Source organism: Streptococcus mitis (assembly GCF_047459985.1).
Lineage (GTDB): Bacteria > Bacillota > Bacilli > Lactobacillales > Streptococcaceae > Streptococcus > Streptococcus mitis_DZ.
On record NZ_JASHHD010000014.1, the window covers coordinates 1 to 17,986 of the forward strand.

Here is a 17,986-nt window from a genome sequence, read left to right on the forward strand (position 1 = left end):
TCTTTTGGTTGATGATACGAGGGATTTGATGATTTTTCTTGACGAGGGAAGTCTCAGCGACAGCCTTTTTTGAGCACTGATAGCACTTAAAACGGCGTTTTTTAAGGAGAATTCTGGTAGGCATACCAGTTGTTTCGAGGTAAGGGATCTTAGACGGTTTTTGAAAGTCATATTTCTTCATTTGACTTCCGCAATCAGGGCAAGATGGGGCATCGTATTCCAGTCTAGTGATGATTTCTTTGTGGGTATTCTTATTGATGATATCTATAATTTGGATATTGGGGTCTTTGATATCGAGCAGTTTTGTGATAAAATGTAATTGTTCCATATGAATCCTTCTAATGATGGTTTAGTTGCTTTTCATTATAGATCTTATGGGACTTTTTTCTACACTAAAAAAGGCTCCATAATATCCATAGGGGATTTACCTACTACAAATATTATAGAGCCAAATAAGATAGGAATCCTTCAGAGTAGAATCTGGGGGATTTTTTATTTGACAGGAAGTTTCTATTTTGTTAATATGATTAACAAAGAAAAGAGAGATTATGGATAAAAAAGAATTTATTACATTTAATAATCGTTTCAATAGCTTTATTTTAGCGTTTGAACAGTTAAAAAAAAATCAACATAAAAGTGGTGTTGACAGATCCATTACGTTGAATGAGGTACATTTGATTGTTGTGATTGGGGAAAATCAGCCTTTAAATCTAGTAAAATTATCTGAACTATTAGAAGTTTCAAGAAGTGCAATAACTCAAAGTGTTAGGAGATTGATTCAAAAAAATTTAGTTGTTTTTGATTTTGATCCGAATAATGGGAAAAATAAATATTTGAGATTATCTGAAAAAGGCATCGAAATTTTTAAAATCCATAAGGAGCAACAAGCATATATTGAAAAATCAATCTTTTCAGTTTTGAACAACTATAGCGAGGTGGAACTTCAAACAGTTGTGAAATTGATGGATGATATTGAAAAGGTGTGGGGAGAATTACCGTGGTAAAAGTCGCGGTAAATTTTAAACATAATTGTTAAGTAAATTAACAAAAAGGAGAAGATATGACTGTAAACATAGAACTGATTTCACAAACAGATTTAGCGGATGAATCTTTTTATATTGCTATTAATGGTTTAGAACCAAGGGCAATGTATTGTGTAGAAATGTACCTGTCTGATTATTACTGTATAAATGCTCCCTTGCTTTTAGATCATGATGTTATATGGAAATCAACCGCAATTTTTTTATCTGATCAGGACGGTATGATTGACACCTTTCAAACAGCATCTATTTCGGGCTCTTATAAAGGAATTTCAGAAATGGGCTTGTTCTTTAATGCGAAACCGTTGAAGAATAGGAAAAGGAGATTACCCAATTCTCTTGATAGAATTCCATTACGAGATTGTTTTGGTGTTAAAATTAAAATCAGGCTGGGGAAAGATGTTGTCGCGGAGCAAAGTTTCGTAAGGCGTTATATGAATCTGGGAGTAAGATATCAAGATATCTATGACAAGCATTTTCAAGGTCGATTGTTTTATGATGAAAAGTTAAGAAAGGCGCCAGCCGTGATTATTGTTAGCGGTAGTGAGGGAAGAATTGAAAAAGCTCAGAATATTGCCCAGCTTTTATCTTCTAGAGGATATATTTGTCTTGCGATAGCTTATTTTGGTTTAGAGGGATTGCCCCAAAACTTAGAACGAATTCCAATAGAATGTCTGGAGGAGGCGAAAGATTTTCTATATCATCATCCTCAAGTTGATAATACAAAAATAGGAATATATGGTCGCTCTAAAGGAGCAGAGCTTGTTCTGGCTGGACAAAGTATTTTGGAAGATGTGCAATGTTTAGTACTCAATTCTCCTTCAAATATAATATTTGAGGGAATAAAGGGAAAACTCAATTCTCATTCATCTTCTTGGACATATTTACAAAAGGAACTTCCTTATCAAAAATTTCAGTTAGGAAATTATTTGTTAAACAAGTTTTTTGGAAAATATATTCCTGAAGATAGTAGGGCTCAGATTGATGTGAGTAAAATTGCCTCTCCTTTATTATTACTAGGAAGCGATGTTGATGAAATATGGAATGCATCATCCGCGATAGATGATATTATTTCACACTATAAAGGGGAATCCATTTTGTTTAAAAAATACCATGAAACAGGGCATATGTTGACGGTTGCTTATCAACCGAATCATCGTTATCGAAAAGATTGGCGCTTATTAATGAAAGAAAGTGTAGACTCTTGGTTTGCTATGATAAATTTTTTTGATACACATCTGAAGAATTTGTAGATAGTGCTGAACCGTACTATAATAGTCCCAACTAAGATAAAAACACAGTTCTGGTTGGTAGTCCAGTCTACAAAAGCAAACACTAATACTCTTCGAAAATCAAATTAAAACCACGTCAGCTTCGCCTTGCCGTACTCAAGTACAGCCTACGGCTAGCTTCCTAGTTTGCTCTTTGATTTTCATTGAGTATAAAACAAGAGAAATTTGAATACAAACAGTAAAAACGTAGAGAGAAGTACAAGAGTTACTAGTGACTTTCTCTTTCATAAAATAGAACAGCTCTTCTCGGATAAAAAGAGCTGTTTTTTGCCTGTATTGAAAATTCTTTTCATCTATTATTTCCTAATAAATCAACTTGGTGTCAAAAATTTGGCTATAAGAGATTGTGTGTCATGATTTCTAGTTAATTTTTTATTGTTTGATTTGGCGAGAATAATACTACCGATTCTTGAATTTTTCGGCCAGATGCGGTAAAACATCTCTTTTATAGCGCATATTTAAAAATATAATGTGTTGTTGTAAGTATTTTTAAGCTTCATTTAGCAATTCGGTAGGAGAAAAATAGCTGTAGCCTTCTCTACTTTAACTTAACCCTAATCATCTCACCACTTAACCTCTCATTTTAACCACTTATCTCAAAAGTCGATTTTTCTTTCATACTTTTTGTTAAACTGGTGAGGTAAAGAGGAGGAACTAAATATGATTTTACAAGCTAAACATTTGACTAAACGGTACGGCGATTATATGGCTGTTGACGATATTCAGTTAGAGTTTGAAAAAGGGAGTTTTAATGCTATTTTGGGTCCCAATGGTGCAGGAAAATCAACCACCATTTCCATGTTAATCGGGTTGAAAAAGCCGACAAAAGGTCAGATTCGATATGCTCCAAATACGAAAATAGGAGTTGTTTTTCAAGCTAGTGTACTGGATGAGATGTTGACGGTTAGAGAAAATCTTACGATTCGTGCTCAACAGTATAAGGAGATTGCAGCAAGTCGTGTGGATGATTTGATACATCAACTGGGTTTGACTGCTTTCCAGAAGCAACTATATGGAACTTTGTCAGGTGGGCAAAAACGTAGGGTTGATATTGCGCGTGCTCTTCTTTCACAGCCAGATATTCTTTTCTTAGATGAACCAACGACAGGTCTAGATATTCAGACTCGCAAAGCCATTTGGGATTTACTGTCTCGACTACAAAAGGATGAAGGGATGACTATTGTCTTAACGACTCATTATCTGGATGAAGCGGATGAAGCGGATCAGATTTATATCGTTGATCATGGGAAAGTGATTGCGCAAGGTTCTGCGACGGCTATTAAAAGTCAGTATGCATCTAATATTCTAAAAATTCGTTTTAAAGAAATGAAGGATTTAGAAAAGTTGCTACAGACTGGAATGACAGTAAAGAAAGAAAATGAGTTGGAATATCTTTTTTATCCAAGGACATCGCTGGAAGCTATTGAATATTTGGCAAAAGTACGAGAAGAAATTGATTCTTTTGAGTTTCGTCCAGGTACCATGGATGATGCCTTTATTGCACTTACAGGAAGAGAGGTTCGCTAATGTTAGCTTTATTGAAACGGAATTTTATCTTATATTTTCGTAATCGTTCAGGAGTATTTTTCTCATTATTGGGGGCATTGATTTCCTTCCTCCTTTATATCATTTTTTTGCAGAAGAACTTGACGGATGCTTGGTCCCAACTCCCTGATAATACGAACATTTTAAATAACTGGCTGATGGGTGGGACCTTGGCTGTGACTGGGATTACAACCAGTTTTACGGCTCTTACACAGATGGTACAGGATCGTGAAAATCAAGTGGATCAAGATCTCTTCTTGACAGATTTAGGTAGCTGGGGTTTACAGGTGTCCTATCTAATCAGTAGTATTGCCATCTCTTTTGTCATGCAGGTGTTTATGTTTGCTGTTATGGGACTTTATTTTAAAGAAAGTCCAGTTATCAGTCATTTACCGGAAATTGCTTTGATTATGTTGTTAAGTAGTTTGCTTTCAAGTTTGATAAATATTCTCTTGATTTATCGTTTTCAATCTGTAGATAGTCTTGGCAAACTGGCAACTATAGTGGGAACTGCTTCTGGATTTTTAGTAGGAACTTATGTCCCTATTGGAGTTTTACCTGATTTTGCACAGATTATCATGAAGTGTACCCCTGCAACTTATATTGCTTCTCTTTATCGACAAATTTTAATGAAAGAACCATTAGAGACCGCATTTACAGGAAATAGCAGATTGTTAAAGGAATTTCAAGAAAAAATGGGAATCCAAATCAACTGGCAAGAACTATTGACAAAGGAAGAGACATACTTTATAGTGGTTATTATCAGTCTCGTCGCTATTCTTCTTTGGCTTTTATTTGTTAAAGTATTTAGCAAGAGAAAATAAAAGTACATTGGAGAGAAAATGAAGATTCGTTTTGAAATGAAGGCAGAGTTTTCAGAAAAGGACCCACATATTGTAATTCAGGCAGCTCAGTTAACCGACCAAGCAAGGGAAGTCATGGAGTATTTAGAACAATTTTCAACGACCAATCAGGTGGTCATTCCTATTCGAACGGATGATCATCTGGTTATGGTAAAGATTGAGGATATTATTCTAGCTGATATTGACAAGAATTTATTAACCATTTATACGGTAGATGGGATTTATAAAACTAGGGAAACATTGATAAACTTTCAGAATCGGATTAATCGGCGTAACTTTATACAGATATCACGCCATTCAATTATAAACATTGACCACTTAGAATCGTTATCAGATAGTTTTTCAGGGAACATGATGGCTAAAATGACTCGGGGCATCAAATCTAGTGTGAGTCGGAAATACGTTAAGTCCTTAATGAATTATCTAGGTTTATAGGAGAAAATCATGAAACGATTAATTGATTATTTTGTATCGGGAATGCGTACGGCTTCCTTCTTTTATTTGAGTATGATGTTATTGACTCAGTTTTATCCAGGTATTACCTATCCTGAACCAATGACAAAAAATATTCTAGCTCTGTTTTTAATGGGTGGAATTATGGGGGTATTGACTTTAATACTTGAAAAGCTAGAGTTTCTTGCTTTTAGTATACGTGTAGGAGTTCATTTATTAGTGACAGCTACTATTTTAGTATTGACCTCTCTATTTTTTGGTTGGGGTTCAGCCTTGTGGAGTCCCTTGCTTTGGTTCTTTTTCTTGTTAATTTATGGATTGATATGGTTGTATCTAATCTGGCAAACTCACAAACTCACCCAACGAATTAATCAAGCCTTAGAGGATAAAAGACAAAAAACGGGTTACTAATGTAGTGTTGAGGATGAAGTTTTAAGACAGTGCCAGTTTCCAAAGAGAACAATTTGTGATATAGTATTTTCAGCGTAAAACAAGGAGAAGAAAAATGCCAGTAAATGAATATGGTCAGATGATTGGGGAGCCAATGGAAGGTTATACACCAGGTAAATTGCCTGCTATTGATTTCTTAGAAGGGCGTTATGCTAAGATAGAGGCTCTCTCGGTAGAAAAGCATGCGGATGATTTGCTAGCTGTTTATGGCCCTGATACGCCTCGAGAGATGTGGACCTACCTCTTTCAGGAGCCAGTGGCAGATATGGAGGAGCTGGTTACCCTTTTAAATCAGATGTTGGCTCGTAAGGATCGTTTTTACTATGCCATTATAGACAAGGAGACTGGTAAGGCTTTGGGAACTTTTTCTCTCATGCGCATTGATCAGAATAACCGAGTAATAGAAGTGGGAGCTGTCACTTTTTCTCCAGAGCTCAGGGGGACACGGATAGGAACAGAAGCCCAGTATCTCTTGGCTTGCTATGTCTTTGAGGAGCTCAACTATCGTCGCTATGAGTGGAAATGCGATACTTTTAACCTGCTATCCAGACGAGCAGCAGAACGTTTAGGCTTTATTTATGAAGGAACCTTCCGTCAGGCAGTCATTTATAAGGGGCGTACGAGGGATACGGATTGGTTGTCTATGATTGATAAGGACTGGCCAAAAGTCAAAACGCGTTTGGAAACGTGGTTGTCTCCTGAAAATTTTGACCAAAATGGACGACAGTACAAGAGTTTGAGAGAACTCTAAGAGGTGGTGACATGATAATCATTAGAAAACAAGAAATTGTAAAGCTCGAGGATGTTTTTCATCTCTATCAGGCAGTTGGTTGGACAAACTATACCAATCAACCACAGATGTTGGAACAATCTTTAGCTCACTCATTGGCTATTGATGTTGCTCGTGATGGCGAGGAAATCGTTGGTTTAGTGCGTCTGGTTGGAGATGGTTTTTCATCGGTTTTTGTCCAGGATTTAATCGTTTTACCTAGCTATCAGCGCCGAGGAATTGGCAGCGACTTGATGAAAGAGGCTTTAGAGGATTACAAAGATGCTTATCAAGTTCAACTGGTGACAGACCAAACAGAGAAAAACTTGGGATTCTACCGTTCACTGGGTTTTGAAACCTTATCTACCTATGATTGTACAGGAATGACTTGGGTAAACAGAGAAAAATAATAAAACTTGTTTGTTCTTAAGCAAAGTTTAAGGATGGTCTAGTATTATATAGTCATTAAATAAAGACCTCCTAACTTTATTTAATGAAATCCTAAAACTTTTTTCATCATAATCTCCTAATGAAGCCACCCAATCAGGTGGCTTTTTTCGTAGGTAGGTGATGGTGATAGAAATTTTTTGCAAAATAGTAAAATTTGAGAAAAATTAAGCTAATTTTAAGTTTCGTCTTGTATCATATAGTTATTAAATAAAGACCTCCTAACTTTATTTAATGAAATCCTAAACTTTTCTTTTTCATAATAATCTCCCTTAACTCCACCGAAACTGGTGGAGTTTTTTGCCTCTATTTCAGGCTTTTGGGGACTATTCTAAAAATCATTTTCCGATATGTTCAGGTATTTTTCGGATTTTGGTTGGGGAATTGGCGGGGACTTTTTTAGCGAATATGACTAAGAAATAGTTTTGTTGTCGCTTCAGCAAGTTCATTGAAGTTGATATCAGTTAAAACTTTCGCTTAATCTTGTAAACTTTATTGAACAGACTCTAATGCTTGATAAGTTGCGGGGATGATGATGTAAACCTTTGACAAAATTTGTGAACTGTGGGATAATGAAAGGGAATTGAGTACTAGTTCTATATCATGGGCTAGAAAAGACCCCAAGCTCACGACCAAATAAGCTTGGGGTCTTTTTTGACACTATTTGTCCTTGTTTAGCCATTTATCGACTAAGCGAAGAACGACACCGACCACAATTGGTCCGATGATAGTTTTGAGTACTAATTCTATCATGGGCTATCTCACCTCCTTTCGTAGGCGGTGTAGAAGTGCCGTAGAATATGATACCACATAAGTGCTAAACTCGGGAGGCACCTAATCAGGTGGCTTTTTTGTTTGTGAGCTGGATTTTTGATATAATAGAGCCATGAGTAGAATTTTAGATAATGAAATCATGGGTGATGAGGAGTTAGTAGAACGCACGCTTCGTCCTCAGTATTTACGTGAATACATTGGACAGGACAAGGTCAAGGACCAGCTCCAAATCTTTATCGAAGCTGCCAAAATGCGAGATGAAGCGCTGGATCATGTCCTCTTATTTGGGCCTCCAGGTTTGGGAAAAACAACCATGGCTTTTGTTATAGCCAATGAACTAGGTGTAAATCTTAAGCAAACGTCTGGTCCTGTCATTGAAAAAGCTGGTGACTTGGTAGCGATTTTGAATGACTTAGAGCCTGGGGATGTCCTTTTTATTGATGAGATTCATCGTTTGCCCATGTCAGTGGAAGAGGTGCTTTACAGTGCCATGGAGGACTTCTACATTGATATCATGATTGGGGCTGGTGAAGGCAGTCGCAGTGTTCATTTGGAGTTGCCACCTTTTACCTTGATTGGTGCGACGACACGAGCTGGTATGCTTTCCAATCCTCTACGGGCACGTTTTGGGATTACAGGTCATATGGAGTATTATGCCCATGCTGATTTGACGGAAATTGTCGAGCGGACGGCAGATATTTTTGAGATGGAAATCACTCATGAGGCAGCATCTGAGTTGGCCTTGCGTAGTCGTGGAACTCCTCGTATTGCCAATCGTCTCCTCAAGCGTGTGCGCGATTTTGCCCAGATTATGGGGAATGGGACTATCGATGATCTTATTACCGATAAGGCTTTGACCATGCTGGATGTTGACCATGAAGGTTTGGACTATGTGGACCAAAAAATCCTTCGGACCATGATTGAGATGTACGGTGGTGGTCCTGTTGGTTTGGGAACTCTTTCTGTTAACATAGCAGAAGAGCGTGAGACAGTCGAAGACATGTATGAGCCTTACTTGATTCAAAAAGGTTTTATTATGCGGACACGTTCTGGACGGGTGGCGACTGCTAAGGCGTATGAGCACTTAGGTTATGAATACAATGAAAAATGAGCAAGAAATTCTAGAGGCTTTTAGAGAAAATCCTGATATGATGGCTATTCTGACCATCATCCGAAACCTTGCTCTGAAAGACTCGTGGTTGGCAGCAGGTTCTGTCAGAAATTTTATCTGGAATCTCTTGTCAGACAAATCGCCTTTTGACCGTGAAACAGATGTGGATGTGATTTTCTTTGATCCAGATTTTTCTTATGAAGAAACGTTGGGTATAGAGCGCAAGCTGAAAGAGAATTTCCCCCAGTATCAGTGGGAGTTGAAAAATCAAGTCTATATGTATCTGCACAGTCCCCACACTGTACCCTACACGAGTTCCCGTGATGCGATGAGTAAGTACCCAGAAAGATGTACGGCTGTTGGACTATGCTTGAATGAAGAATCCGCTTTTGAACTCTTTACTCCATACGGTCTTGAGGATATTTTGAATTTTCAAGTTCGTCCAACTCCTCATTTCTTAGAAAATGAAGACCGAATGAAGCTCTATCAAAAGCGTTTATCCAAGAAGAATTGGCAAAAAAAATGGAAAAATCTCACATTTAAACTAACTTAAGGAAACTTTAAGTTAGGAGTTGTATACTTATCTCATAAGTTAAGAAGACCTTAACTTAAACTCCTAAAACTTTTTCATAATAATCTCCCTATAAAAATTAAGTCGCCCAATCAGGCGGCTTATTTTTTTGAAAAATGGGCTTTGTACCTGAGAATAAATAGCTTAGTGATAGAAGAAAATAGGGAAATATGGTATAATGAAACGATAGATTTTTGAATAGGAATAAGATCATGTTTGGATTTTTTAAGAAAGATAAGGCTGTGGAAGTAGAGGTTCCGACACAGGTTCCTGCTCATATCGGCATCATCATGGATGGGAATGGCCGTTGGGCTAAAAAACGTATGCAACCGCGGGTTTTTGGACACAAGGCGGGCATGGAAGCATTGCAAACTGTGACCAAGGCGGCTAACAAACTGGGCGTAAAGGTGATTACGGTCTATGCTTTTTCTACGGAAAACTGGACCCGTCCAGATCAGGAAGTCAAGTTTATCATGAACTTGCCGGTAGAGTTTTATGACAATTATGTCCCGGAATTGCATGCGAATAATGTTAAGATTCAAATGATTGGGGAGACAGACCGCCTGCCTAAGCAAACTTTTGAAGCTTTAACCAAGGCTGAGGAATTGACTAAGAACAATACAGGTTTGATTCTTAATTTTGCCCTCAACTATGGGGGACGTGCTGAAATTACACAGGCTCTTAAGTTGATTTCTCAAGACGTTTTAGATGCCAAAATCAACCCAGGCGACATCACAGAGGAACTGATTAGCAACTATCTCTTTACCCAGCATTTGCCTAAGGACTTACGAGATCCAGACTTGATTATCCGTACTAGTGGAGAATTGCGTTTGAGTAATTTCCTTCCATGGCAGGGGGCCTATAGTGAGCTCTATTTTACGGATACCTTGTGGCCTGATTTTGACGAGGCAGCTTTGCAGGAAGCCATTCTTGCTTACAATCGTCGTCATCGCCGATTTGGAGGAGTTTAGGAGGAAATATGACACAGGATTTACAAAAAAGAACCTTGTTTGCAGGGATTGCCCTAGCTATTTTCCTACCAATTTTAATGATTGGGGGCCTCTTGCTTCAGATAGCAATTGGAATCATAGCCATGCTAGCAATGCATGAACTTTTGAAGATGAGAGGTTTAGAAACCATGACCATGGAGGGCCTCTTGACCCTCTTTGCAACCTTTGCCTTGACCATTCCCTTGGAGAATTATCTGACTTTTTTACCAGTTGATGGGAATGTGGTTGCATATAGTGTGTTGATTTCAATCATGTTAGGAACGACTGTATTTAGCAAGTCTTATACGATTGAGGATGCTGTTTTCCCGCTTGCTATGAGCTTCTACGTTGGCTTTGGATTCAATGCTTTACTAGATGCTCGTGTTGCCGGTTTAGATAAGGCACTCTTGGCCTTGTGCACCGTCTGGGCGACCGACAGTGGTGCCTATCTTGTAGGGATGAGATACGGTAAACGGAAATTAGCACCAAGGGTATCGCCTAATAAAACCCTTGAGGGTGCCTTGGGTGGTATTTTAGGTGCTATTTTAGTAACTATCATCTTTATGATGTTTGATAGTACAGTTGCTCTTCCGTATGGAATTTACAAGATGTCTGTCTTTGCTATTTTCTTTAGTGTGGCTGGACAATTTGGTGATTTGCTTGAAAGTTCGATTAAGCGTCACTTTGGTGTCAAGGATTCTGGGAAATTTATTCCTGGACATGGTGGTGTTTTGGATCGTTTCGATAGTATGTTGCTTGTATTTCCAATCATGCACTTATTTGGACTCTTTTAATCAAAAGACGGAGGAAATACTATGCTCGGAATTTTAACCTTTATTCTGGTTTTCGGGATTATTGTGGTGGTGCATGAGTTCGGACACTTCTACTTTGCCAAAAAATCAGGAATTCTAGTGCGTGAATTTGCCATCGGTATGGGACCCAAAATCTTTGCTCACATTGGCAAGGATGGAACGGCCTATACCATTCGAATCTTGCCTCTGGGTGGCTACGTTCGTATGGCCGGTTGGGGTGATGATACAACTGAAATCAAGACAGGAACTCCTGTCAGTTTGACTCTTGCTGAGGATGGTAAGGTCAAACGTATCAACCTCTCTGGTAAAAAATTGGATCAAACAGCTCTTCCTATGCAGGTGACCCAGTTTGACTTTGAAGATAAGCTCTTTATCAGGGGCTTGGTTCTGGAAGAAGAAAAAACATTTGCAGTGGATCACGATGCAACGGTTGTGGAAGCAGACGGAACTGAGGTTCGGATTGCTCCTCTAGATGTTCAATATCAAAATGCAACTATCTGGGGGAAACTGATTACCAATTTTGCAGGACCCATGAACAACTTTATCTTAGGTGTCGTTGTTTTTTGGATTTTAATCTTTATGCAGGGTGGTGTCAGAGATGTCGCTACCAACCAGTTCCATGTCATGCCCCAAGGGGCCTTGGCTAAGGTAGGAGTGCCAGAAAATGCACAGATTACTAAGATTGGCTCACATGAGATCAGCAACTGGGAAAGTTTGATTCAGGCTGTGGAGACAGAGACCAAAGATAAGACAGCCCCAAGTTTGGATGTGACTATTTCTGAAAATGGTAGTGATAAACAAGTTACGGTTACCCCAGAAGAAAATCAAGGTCGCTATCTTCTAGGTGTTCAACCGGGGATTAAGTCAGACTTTCTATCCATGTTTGTTGGTGGTTTTACAACTGCTGCTGACTCAGCTCTCCGAATTCTCTCGGCATTGAAAAATCTGATTTTCCAACCAGATTTGAACAAGCTAGGTGGACCTGTTGCTATCTTTAAGGCAAGTAGTGATGCTGCTAAAAATGGTCTTGAGAATGTTTTGTTCTTCTTGGCTATGATTTCCATCAATATCGGGATTTTTAACTTGATTCCTATCCCCGCACTAGACGGTGGAAAAATCGTGCTCAACATCATCGAAGCTATTCGTCGCAAACCATTGAAACAAGAAATTGAAACCTATGTTACTCTAGTTGGAGTTGTGATTATGGTTGTCTTGATGATCGCCGTAACTTGGAACGACATCATGCGTACCTTCTTTTAAGAATTAGAGGAAAAATATGAAACAAAGTAAAATGCTAATCCCAACGCTTCGCGAAATGCCAAGCGATGCTCAAGTTATCAGTCACGCCCTTATGTTGCGTGCTGGTTATGTCCGTCAAGTATCTGCAGGTGTTTATTCTTACCTGCCACTTGCTAATCGTGTGATTGAAAAAGCCAAAAACATCATGCGCCAAGAATTCGACAAGATTGGTGCGGTTGAGATGTTGGCTCCTGCCCTTCTCAGTGCAGAGTTGTGGCGTGAATCAGGTCGTTACGAAACTTACGGTGAAGACCTTTACAAACTAAAAAATCGTGAAAAGTCAGACTTTATCCTAGGTCCAACTCACGAAGAAACCTTTACAGCTATTGTTCGTGATTCTGTTAAGTCTTACAAGCAATTGCCACTTAATCTTTATCAAATCCAGCCTAAGTATCGTGATGAAAAACGCCCACGTAATGGACTTCTTCGTACACGTGAGTTTATCATGAAGGATGCTTACAGTTTTCATGCTAACTATGATAGCTTGGACAGTGTTTATGATGAGTACAAGGCTGCTTATGAGCGTATTTTCACTCGTAGCGGCTTAGACTTCAAGGCTATCATCGGTGACGGTGGAGCCATGGGTGGTAAGGACAGCCAAGAATTTATGGCCATTACACCTGCTCGTACAGACCTTGACCGCTGGGTTGTTTTGGACAAGTCAGTTGCCTCATTTGACGAAATTCCTGCAGAAGTGCAAGAAGAAATCAAGGCAGAATTGCTCAAATGGATGGTCTCTGGTGAAGATACCATTGCTTACTCAAGTGAGTCTAGCTACGCGGCTAACTTGGAAATGGCAACAAACGAGTACAAACCAAGCAACCGTGTTGTCGCTGAAGAAGAAGTTACTCGCGTTGCAACACCAGATGTTAAATCAATCGATGAAGTTGCAGCCTTCCTCAAGGTCCCAGAAGAACAAACGATTAAAACCCTCTTCTACATGGCAGATGGTGAGCTTGTTGCAGCCCTTCTAGTTGGAAATGACCAACTCAACGAAGTTAAGTTGAAAAATCACTTGGGAGCAGATTTCTTTGACGTTGCTAGCGAAGAAGAAGTAGCAAATGTTGTTCAAGCGGGATTTGGTTCACTTGGTCCAGTTGGTTTGCCAGAGAATGTTAAACTCATTGCAGACCGTAAGGTGCAAGATGTTCGCAATGCAGTTGTGGGTGCTAACGAAGATGGCTACCACTTGACTGGTGTGAATCCAGGTCGTGATTTTACTGCAGAATATGTGGATATCCGTGAAGTTCGTGAGGGTGAAATTTCTCCAGACGGACAAGGAGTTCTTAACTTTGCGCGTGGTATCGAAATTGGTCACATCTTCAAACTCGGCACTCGCTATTCAGCAAGCATGGGAGCAGATGTTTTGGATGAAAATGGCCGCGCTGTGCCAATCATCATGGGATGTTACGGTATCGGTGTTAGCCGTCTCCTCTCAGCTGTTATGGAGCAACATGCTCGCCTCTTTGTTAACAAAACGCCAAAAGGTGAATACCGTTACGCTTGGGGAATCAACTTCCCTAAAGAATTGGCACCATTTGATGTGCACTTGATCACTGTCAATGTCAAGGATGAAGAAGCGCAAGCCTTGACAGAAAAGCTTGAAGCAAGCTTGATGGGCGCTGGTTACGAAGTCTTGACAGATGACCGTAATGAGCGTGTCGGTGTTAAATTTAGCGATAGTGACTTGATTGGTCTTCCAATCCGTATCACTGTAGGTAAAAAAGCAGCTGATGGCATCGTAGAAGTCAAGATTAAAGCGACAGGTGATACGATCGAAGTTCACGCGGATAACTTGCTTGAAACTCTTGAAATATTAACAAATAAATAAAATCTATAATCAGAAGAAAAACAAGACAAAAATGTAACTAGTTTTTGCCTTGTTTTTTCTATATAATGGGAAAAATGATACTCAATGAAAATCAAAGCGCAAACTAGGAAGCTAGCCGCAGGCTGCTCAAAACAGTGTTTTGAGGTTGTGGATAGAACTGACGAAGTCAGCTCAAAGCACTGCTTTGAGGTTGTAGATAAGACTGACGAAGTCAGTTACCTATACTTACGGCAAGGCGACGCTGACGTGGTTTGAAGAGATTTTCGAAGAGTCTGAGTAGATAAAGAGGTAAATATATGCTAAGATTTCCAAAGGATTTTGTCTGGGGATCCTCTACTTCTGGACCGCAGACAGAAGGACGTGTAGCTGGTGACGGTAAGGGAGATAATCTCTGGGATTATTGGTACCAAGTGGAATCAAATCGTTACTATAATGGGATTGGTCCAGATAAGACATCGACCTTTTATGAAAACTGGGAAAAGGATATCGAACTCTTGTTGGAAACTGGTCACACGGCCTTTCGGACTTCTATCCAGTGGTCACGGATTTTTCCACAAGGCTGTGGGAAAGTCAATCCTCAGGGTGTGGATTTCTATCGTAAGGTCTTTGAGGCTATTAAGGCTAAGGGGATTCGTCTTTTAGTCAATCTCTATCACTTTGATCTGCCTTTTGCCCTTCAAGAAGATGGTGATGGTTGGGAAAATAAGGCGACGGTCTCAGCCTATGAAGACTATGCTCGTTTTTGTTTTGAGACTTATGGAGATTTAGTGGATCAATGGATTACCTTTAACGAGCCCATCGTTCCTGTAGAATTTGGCTATTTTTACGATGCCCATTATCCACATAAGGTGGATGCTGAGGCAGCAGTTAAAGTAGCCTATCATACACAATTGGCTAGCAGTCGGGCAGTCAAGGCCTGTCATGAACTTTTGCCTGATTCCAAGATTGGGATTGTTTTAAACTTGACACCGGCTTATCCACGTAGCCAGCATCCTGCTGATGTCAAAGCTGCTCGTATTGCGGACCTTTTTCAGGCCCAATCTTTCTTAGATCCGTCTGTTTTGGGGACTTATCCACAGGAGTTGGTAGAAATCTTGCATGAACATGGTCTCTTGCCAGATGCTACAGAGGAGGAGTTGGAGTTCATTCGTGACAATACAGTGGACTTTCTCGGTGTCAACTACTATCAACCTTTGCGTGTTATGGCGCCTCGATTTGCTAAGCATCCAGAGAGTCCACTCTTACCAGAACATTTTTATGAGCCTTATGTGATGCCCGGACGTAAAATCAATCCTCACCGTGGCTGGGAGATTTATGAGCAAGGGATTTATGACATTGCCCAAAATATCAAGGAAAATTATGGCAATATTGAGTGGATCTTGACTGAGAATGGCATGGGTGTTGAAGGAGAGGAAAAATTCCGTCAAGATGGGATGATTCAAGATGATTATCGTATTGACTTTGTAAAAGGTCATCTTCGTGAACTGCACCGTGCTATTGAAGACGGAGCCAATTGTAAGGGTTACTTGATTTGGACCTTTATTGATTGCTGGTCATGGCTCAACAGCTATAAAAATCGCTACGGTTTGGTTGAACTAGACTTGGAAACGCAAGAACGTCGTCTGAAGAAATCAGGCCACTGGTTCAAGGAATTAAGTGATCATAATGGATTTTAAAAAGGGCTCTGACTGATTATTATAATTAGTCAGAGTTTTTTGGTTACAAAAAGTTGATATTAACTATACCAATTTTTACTATTGACAAGTGAAAGAAACAAGTATATACTGTTTTTGCTGATTCTATAAAAGAGGAATTAGACTATACCAATTTTAAGGAGAAAGCACAGCTTGTCTGTGTCGTATATACTATGTGTGGAATTGTTGGTGTTGTTGGAAACACAAATGCAACTGATATTTTGATTCAAGGGCTTGAAAAGCTCGAATACCGTGGTTATGATTCGGCTGGAATTTTTGTTCTAGGTGGTGCTGAAAGCCATTTGGTGAAAGCAGTTGGTCGTATCGCAGAATTGTCTGCCAAGACAGCTGAGGTTGAGGGAACAACTGGTATCGGACATACTCGTTGGGCCACTCATGGGAAACCAACAGAAGATAACGCTCACCCACATCGCTCTGAGACAGGACGTTTTGTATTAGTCCACAATGGGGTGATCGAAAACTATCTTGAAATTAAGGAAGAATACCTTGCAGGTCACCACTTCAAGGGACAAACAGATACAGAAATCGCTGTTCACTTGATTGGAAAATTTGCAGAAGAAGACGGCTTGTCAGTGCTTGAAGCTTTCAAAAAAGCTCTTCACATCATCCGTGGTTCATATGCCTTTGCCTTAATCGACTCTGAAAATCCAGATGTCATCTACGTGGCCAAGAACAAATCACCACTTTTGATTGGTCTTGGGGAAGGCTATAACATGGTCTGCTCAGATGCTATGGCTATGATTCGTGAAACCAACCAATACATGGAAATCCATGACCAAGAGTTGGTCATCGTTAAGGCTGATAGCGTGGAAGTTCAAGACTATGATGGCAACAGTTGTGAGCGTGCTAGCTACACTGCGGAGCTTGACTTGTCTGATATCGGTAAGGGAACTTACCCTTACTACATGCTCAAGGAAATCGATGAGCAACCAACGGTTATGCGTAAGCTCATTCAAGCCTACACAGATGAGGCTGGTCAAGTTGTCGTAGACCCAGCTATCATCAAGGCTGTTCAAGATGCAGATCGCATCTACATCCTTGCAGCTGGAACATCTTACCACGCAGGATTTGCTTCTAAGAAGATGTTGGAAGAATTGACAGATACGCCAGTTGAACTTGGAATCTCATCTGAATGGGGCTACGGTATGCCACTTCTCAGCAAGAAACCACTCTTCATCTTTATCAGTCAGTCTGGTGAAACAGCGGATAGCCGTCAGGTTTTGGTCAAGGCTAATGAAATGGGAATCCCAAGCTTGACAGTGACAAACGTCCCAGGTTCAACTCTTTCTCGTGAAGCCAACCATACCATGCTCCTTCATGCAGGCCCTGAAATTGCCGTGGCATCAACCAAGGCTTATACAGCGCAAATCGCAGTCCTTGCCTTTCTTGCAAAAGCAGTCGGTGAAGCAAATGGAAATGCTAAAGCACAAGCCTTTGATTTGGTTCATGAGTTGTCAATCGTAGCTCAGTCTATCGAATCAACTCTTTCAGAGAAAGAACTAATTGATGCTAAAGTCCGTGAGCTTCTTGAAACAACACGCAACGCCTTTTATATCGGACGTGGTCAAGATTACTATGTAGCCATGGAAGCAAGTCTCAAACTTAAAGAGATTTCTTATATCCAGTGTGAAGGCTTTGCGGCAGGAGAACTCAAACACGGAACTATTGCCTTGATTGAAGAAGGAACGCCTGTCTTAGCGCTCTTGTCAGATCCAGTTCTTGCTAATCACACTCGTGGCAATATTCAAGAGGTGGCAGCCCGTGGTGCCAAAGTCCTCACTATTGCAGAAGAGAATGTAGCTAAAGAGACAGATGATATCGTCCTTACGACTGTACATCCATACCTCTCACCAATTTCAATGGTCGTACCAACGCAATTGGTCGCTTACTTCGCAACACTCCACCGTGGACTTGATGTGGACAAACCACGTAACCTCGCTAAATCAGTAACGGTAGAATAAGCTAAAAAAGTCTAGTTATCTAGGCTTTTTCTTGTGAGCAAATCGGTTGCTTGTAGTCAAGATT

General features: G+C 39.9%; 19 protein-coding genes. 17 read left to right on the top strand and 2 right to left on the bottom strand.

Annotated elements, in window-relative coordinates; genetic code table 11:
- Window positions 1-328, bottom strand: a 328-nt coding sequence (locus QM959_RS07670; protein ID WP_414372493.1) for a transposase family protein, incomplete at its 3' end; no start/stop codon positions are given.
- Between the two features lie 220 nt (window positions 329-548).
- On the opposite strand from QM959_RS07670, the gene QM959_RS07675 reads away from it, so the two are divergent.
- The 8 genes from QM959_RS07675 (at window position 549) to QM959_RS07710 (ending at window position 6,822) form a co-directional block, all read left to right on the top strand.
- Window positions 549-1,004 carry a MarR family winged helix-turn-helix transcriptional regulator gene (locus QM959_RS07675; RefSeq protein WP_414372495.1) on the top strand — a complete coding sequence of 152 codons (456 nt, stop codon included), beginning with the start codon at window positions 549-551 and terminating at the stop codon, window positions 1,002-1,004.
- A gap of 56 nt (window positions 1,005-1,060) precedes the next feature.
- Window positions 1,061-2,293: an acyl-CoA thioesterase/BAAT N-terminal domain-containing protein gene (locus QM959_RS07680; RefSeq protein WP_414372497.1), complete on the top strand. Its 1,233-nt coding sequence runs from the start codon at window positions 1,061-1,063 to the stop codon at window positions 2,291-2,293.
- A gap of 699 nt (window positions 2,294-2,992) precedes the next feature.
- Window positions 2,993-3,859, top strand: a complete 867-nt coding sequence (locus QM959_RS07685) for an ATP-binding cassette domain-containing protein (RefSeq protein WP_414270516.1) — start codon at window positions 2,993-2,995, stop codon at window positions 3,857-3,859.
- Window positions 3,859-4,701: an ABC transporter permease gene (locus QM959_RS07690; RefSeq protein ID WP_414372499.1), complete on the top strand. Its 843-nt coding sequence runs from the start codon at window positions 3,859-3,861 to the stop codon at window positions 4,699-4,701. Before QM959_RS07685 ends, QM959_RS07690 begins: the two co-directional genes overlap by 1 nt.
- 18 nt (window positions 4,702-4,719) lie before the next feature.
- Window positions 4,720-5,175: a LytTR family DNA-binding domain-containing protein gene (locus tag QM959_RS07695; protein WP_414372501.1), complete on the top strand. Its 456-nt coding sequence runs from the start codon at window positions 4,720-4,722 to the stop codon at window positions 5,173-5,175.
- A gap of 9 nt (window positions 5,176-5,184) precedes the next feature.
- Window positions 5,185-5,604: a DUF3021 domain-containing protein gene (locus tag QM959_RS07700; RefSeq protein WP_414372502.1), complete on the top strand. Its 420-nt coding sequence runs from the start codon at window positions 5,185-5,187 to the stop codon at window positions 5,602-5,604.
- A 94-nt stretch (window positions 5,605-5,698) separates the two neighbouring features.
- Entirely contained in the window at window positions 5,699-6,394 is a 696-nt protein-coding gene (locus QM959_RS07705; RefSeq protein WP_414372504.1) for a GNAT family N-acetyltransferase, read from the top strand.
- Window positions 6,395-6,405: 11 nt separating this feature from the next.
- On the top strand, window positions 6,406-6,822 hold the full coding sequence (locus tag QM959_RS07710) for a GNAT family N-acetyltransferase (protein WP_414372506.1): 417 nt from the start codon (window positions 6,406-6,408) through the stop codon (window positions 6,820-6,822).
- Between the two features lie 697 nt (window positions 6,823-7,519).
- Here the strand turns inward: QM959_RS07710 and QM959_RS07715 are convergent.
- Complete coding sequence (locus QM959_RS07715) at window positions 7,520-7,612, bottom strand: type I toxin-antitoxin system Fst family toxin (protein ID WP_247935055.1); 93 nt, start codon at window positions 7,610-7,612, stop codon at window positions 7,520-7,522.
- Window positions 7,613-7,745: 133 nt separating this feature from the next.
- On the opposite strand from QM959_RS07715, the gene ruvB reads away from it, so the two are divergent.
- From ruvB to glmS, 9 genes are all read left to right on the top strand, one after another.
- Window positions 7,746-8,744, top strand: coding sequence for a Holliday junction branch migration DNA helicase RuvB (ruvB, locus tag QM959_RS07720; protein ID WP_084888240.1), 999 nt, complete (start codon window positions 7,746-7,748; stop codon window positions 8,742-8,744).
- Window positions 8,725-9,297: a nucleotidyltransferase family protein gene (locus tag QM959_RS07725; protein WP_414372509.1), complete on the top strand. Its 573-nt coding sequence runs from the start codon at window positions 8,725-8,727 to the stop codon at window positions 9,295-9,297. Before ruvB ends, QM959_RS07725 begins: the two co-directional genes overlap by 20 nt.
- 230 nt (window positions 9,298-9,527) lie before the next feature.
- Window positions 9,528-10,286, top strand: a complete 759-nt coding sequence (locus tag QM959_RS07730) for an isoprenyl transferase (RefSeq protein ID WP_414372511.1) — start codon at window positions 9,528-9,530, stop codon at window positions 10,284-10,286.
- An 8-nt stretch (window positions 10,287-10,294) separates the two neighbouring features.
- On the top strand, window positions 10,295-11,098 hold the full coding sequence (locus QM959_RS07735; protein WP_414372512.1) for a phosphatidate cytidylyltransferase: 804 nt from the start codon (window positions 10,295-10,297) through the stop codon (window positions 11,096-11,098).
- Window positions 11,099-11,119: 21 nt separating this feature from the next.
- Window positions 11,120-12,376, top strand: coding sequence for an RIP metalloprotease RseP (gene rseP, locus QM959_RS07740; RefSeq protein WP_414372514.1), 1,257 nt, complete (start codon window positions 11,120-11,122; stop codon window positions 12,374-12,376).
- Window positions 12,377-12,392: 16 nt separating this feature from the next.
- The gene (locus QM959_RS07745; protein ID WP_414372516.1) at window positions 12,393-14,246 is read left to right on the top strand and encodes a proline--tRNA ligase; all 1,854 of its coding nucleotides are present in this window, start codon (window positions 12,393-12,395) and stop codon (window positions 14,244-14,246) included.
- An 84-nt stretch (window positions 14,247-14,330) separates the two neighbouring features.
- The gene (locus tag QM959_RS07750) at window positions 14,331-14,501 is read left to right on the top strand and encodes a hypothetical protein (RefSeq protein WP_414372518.1); all 171 of its coding nucleotides are present in this window, start codon (window positions 14,331-14,333) and stop codon (window positions 14,499-14,501) included.
- A gap of 41 nt (window positions 14,502-14,542) precedes the next feature.
- Window positions 14,543-15,922: a 6-phospho-beta-glucosidase gene (bglA, locus tag QM959_RS07755; protein WP_414372520.1), complete on the top strand. Its 1,380-nt coding sequence runs from the start codon at window positions 14,543-14,545 to the stop codon at window positions 15,920-15,922.
- Window positions 15,923-16,113: 191 nt separating this feature from the next.
- Complete coding sequence (gene glmS, locus QM959_RS07760) at window positions 16,114-17,922, top strand: glutamine--fructose-6-phosphate transaminase (isomerizing) (RefSeq protein WP_414372521.1); 1,809 nt, start codon at window positions 16,114-16,116, stop codon at window positions 17,920-17,922.
- Window positions 17,923-17,986 lie beyond the last annotated feature (64 nt).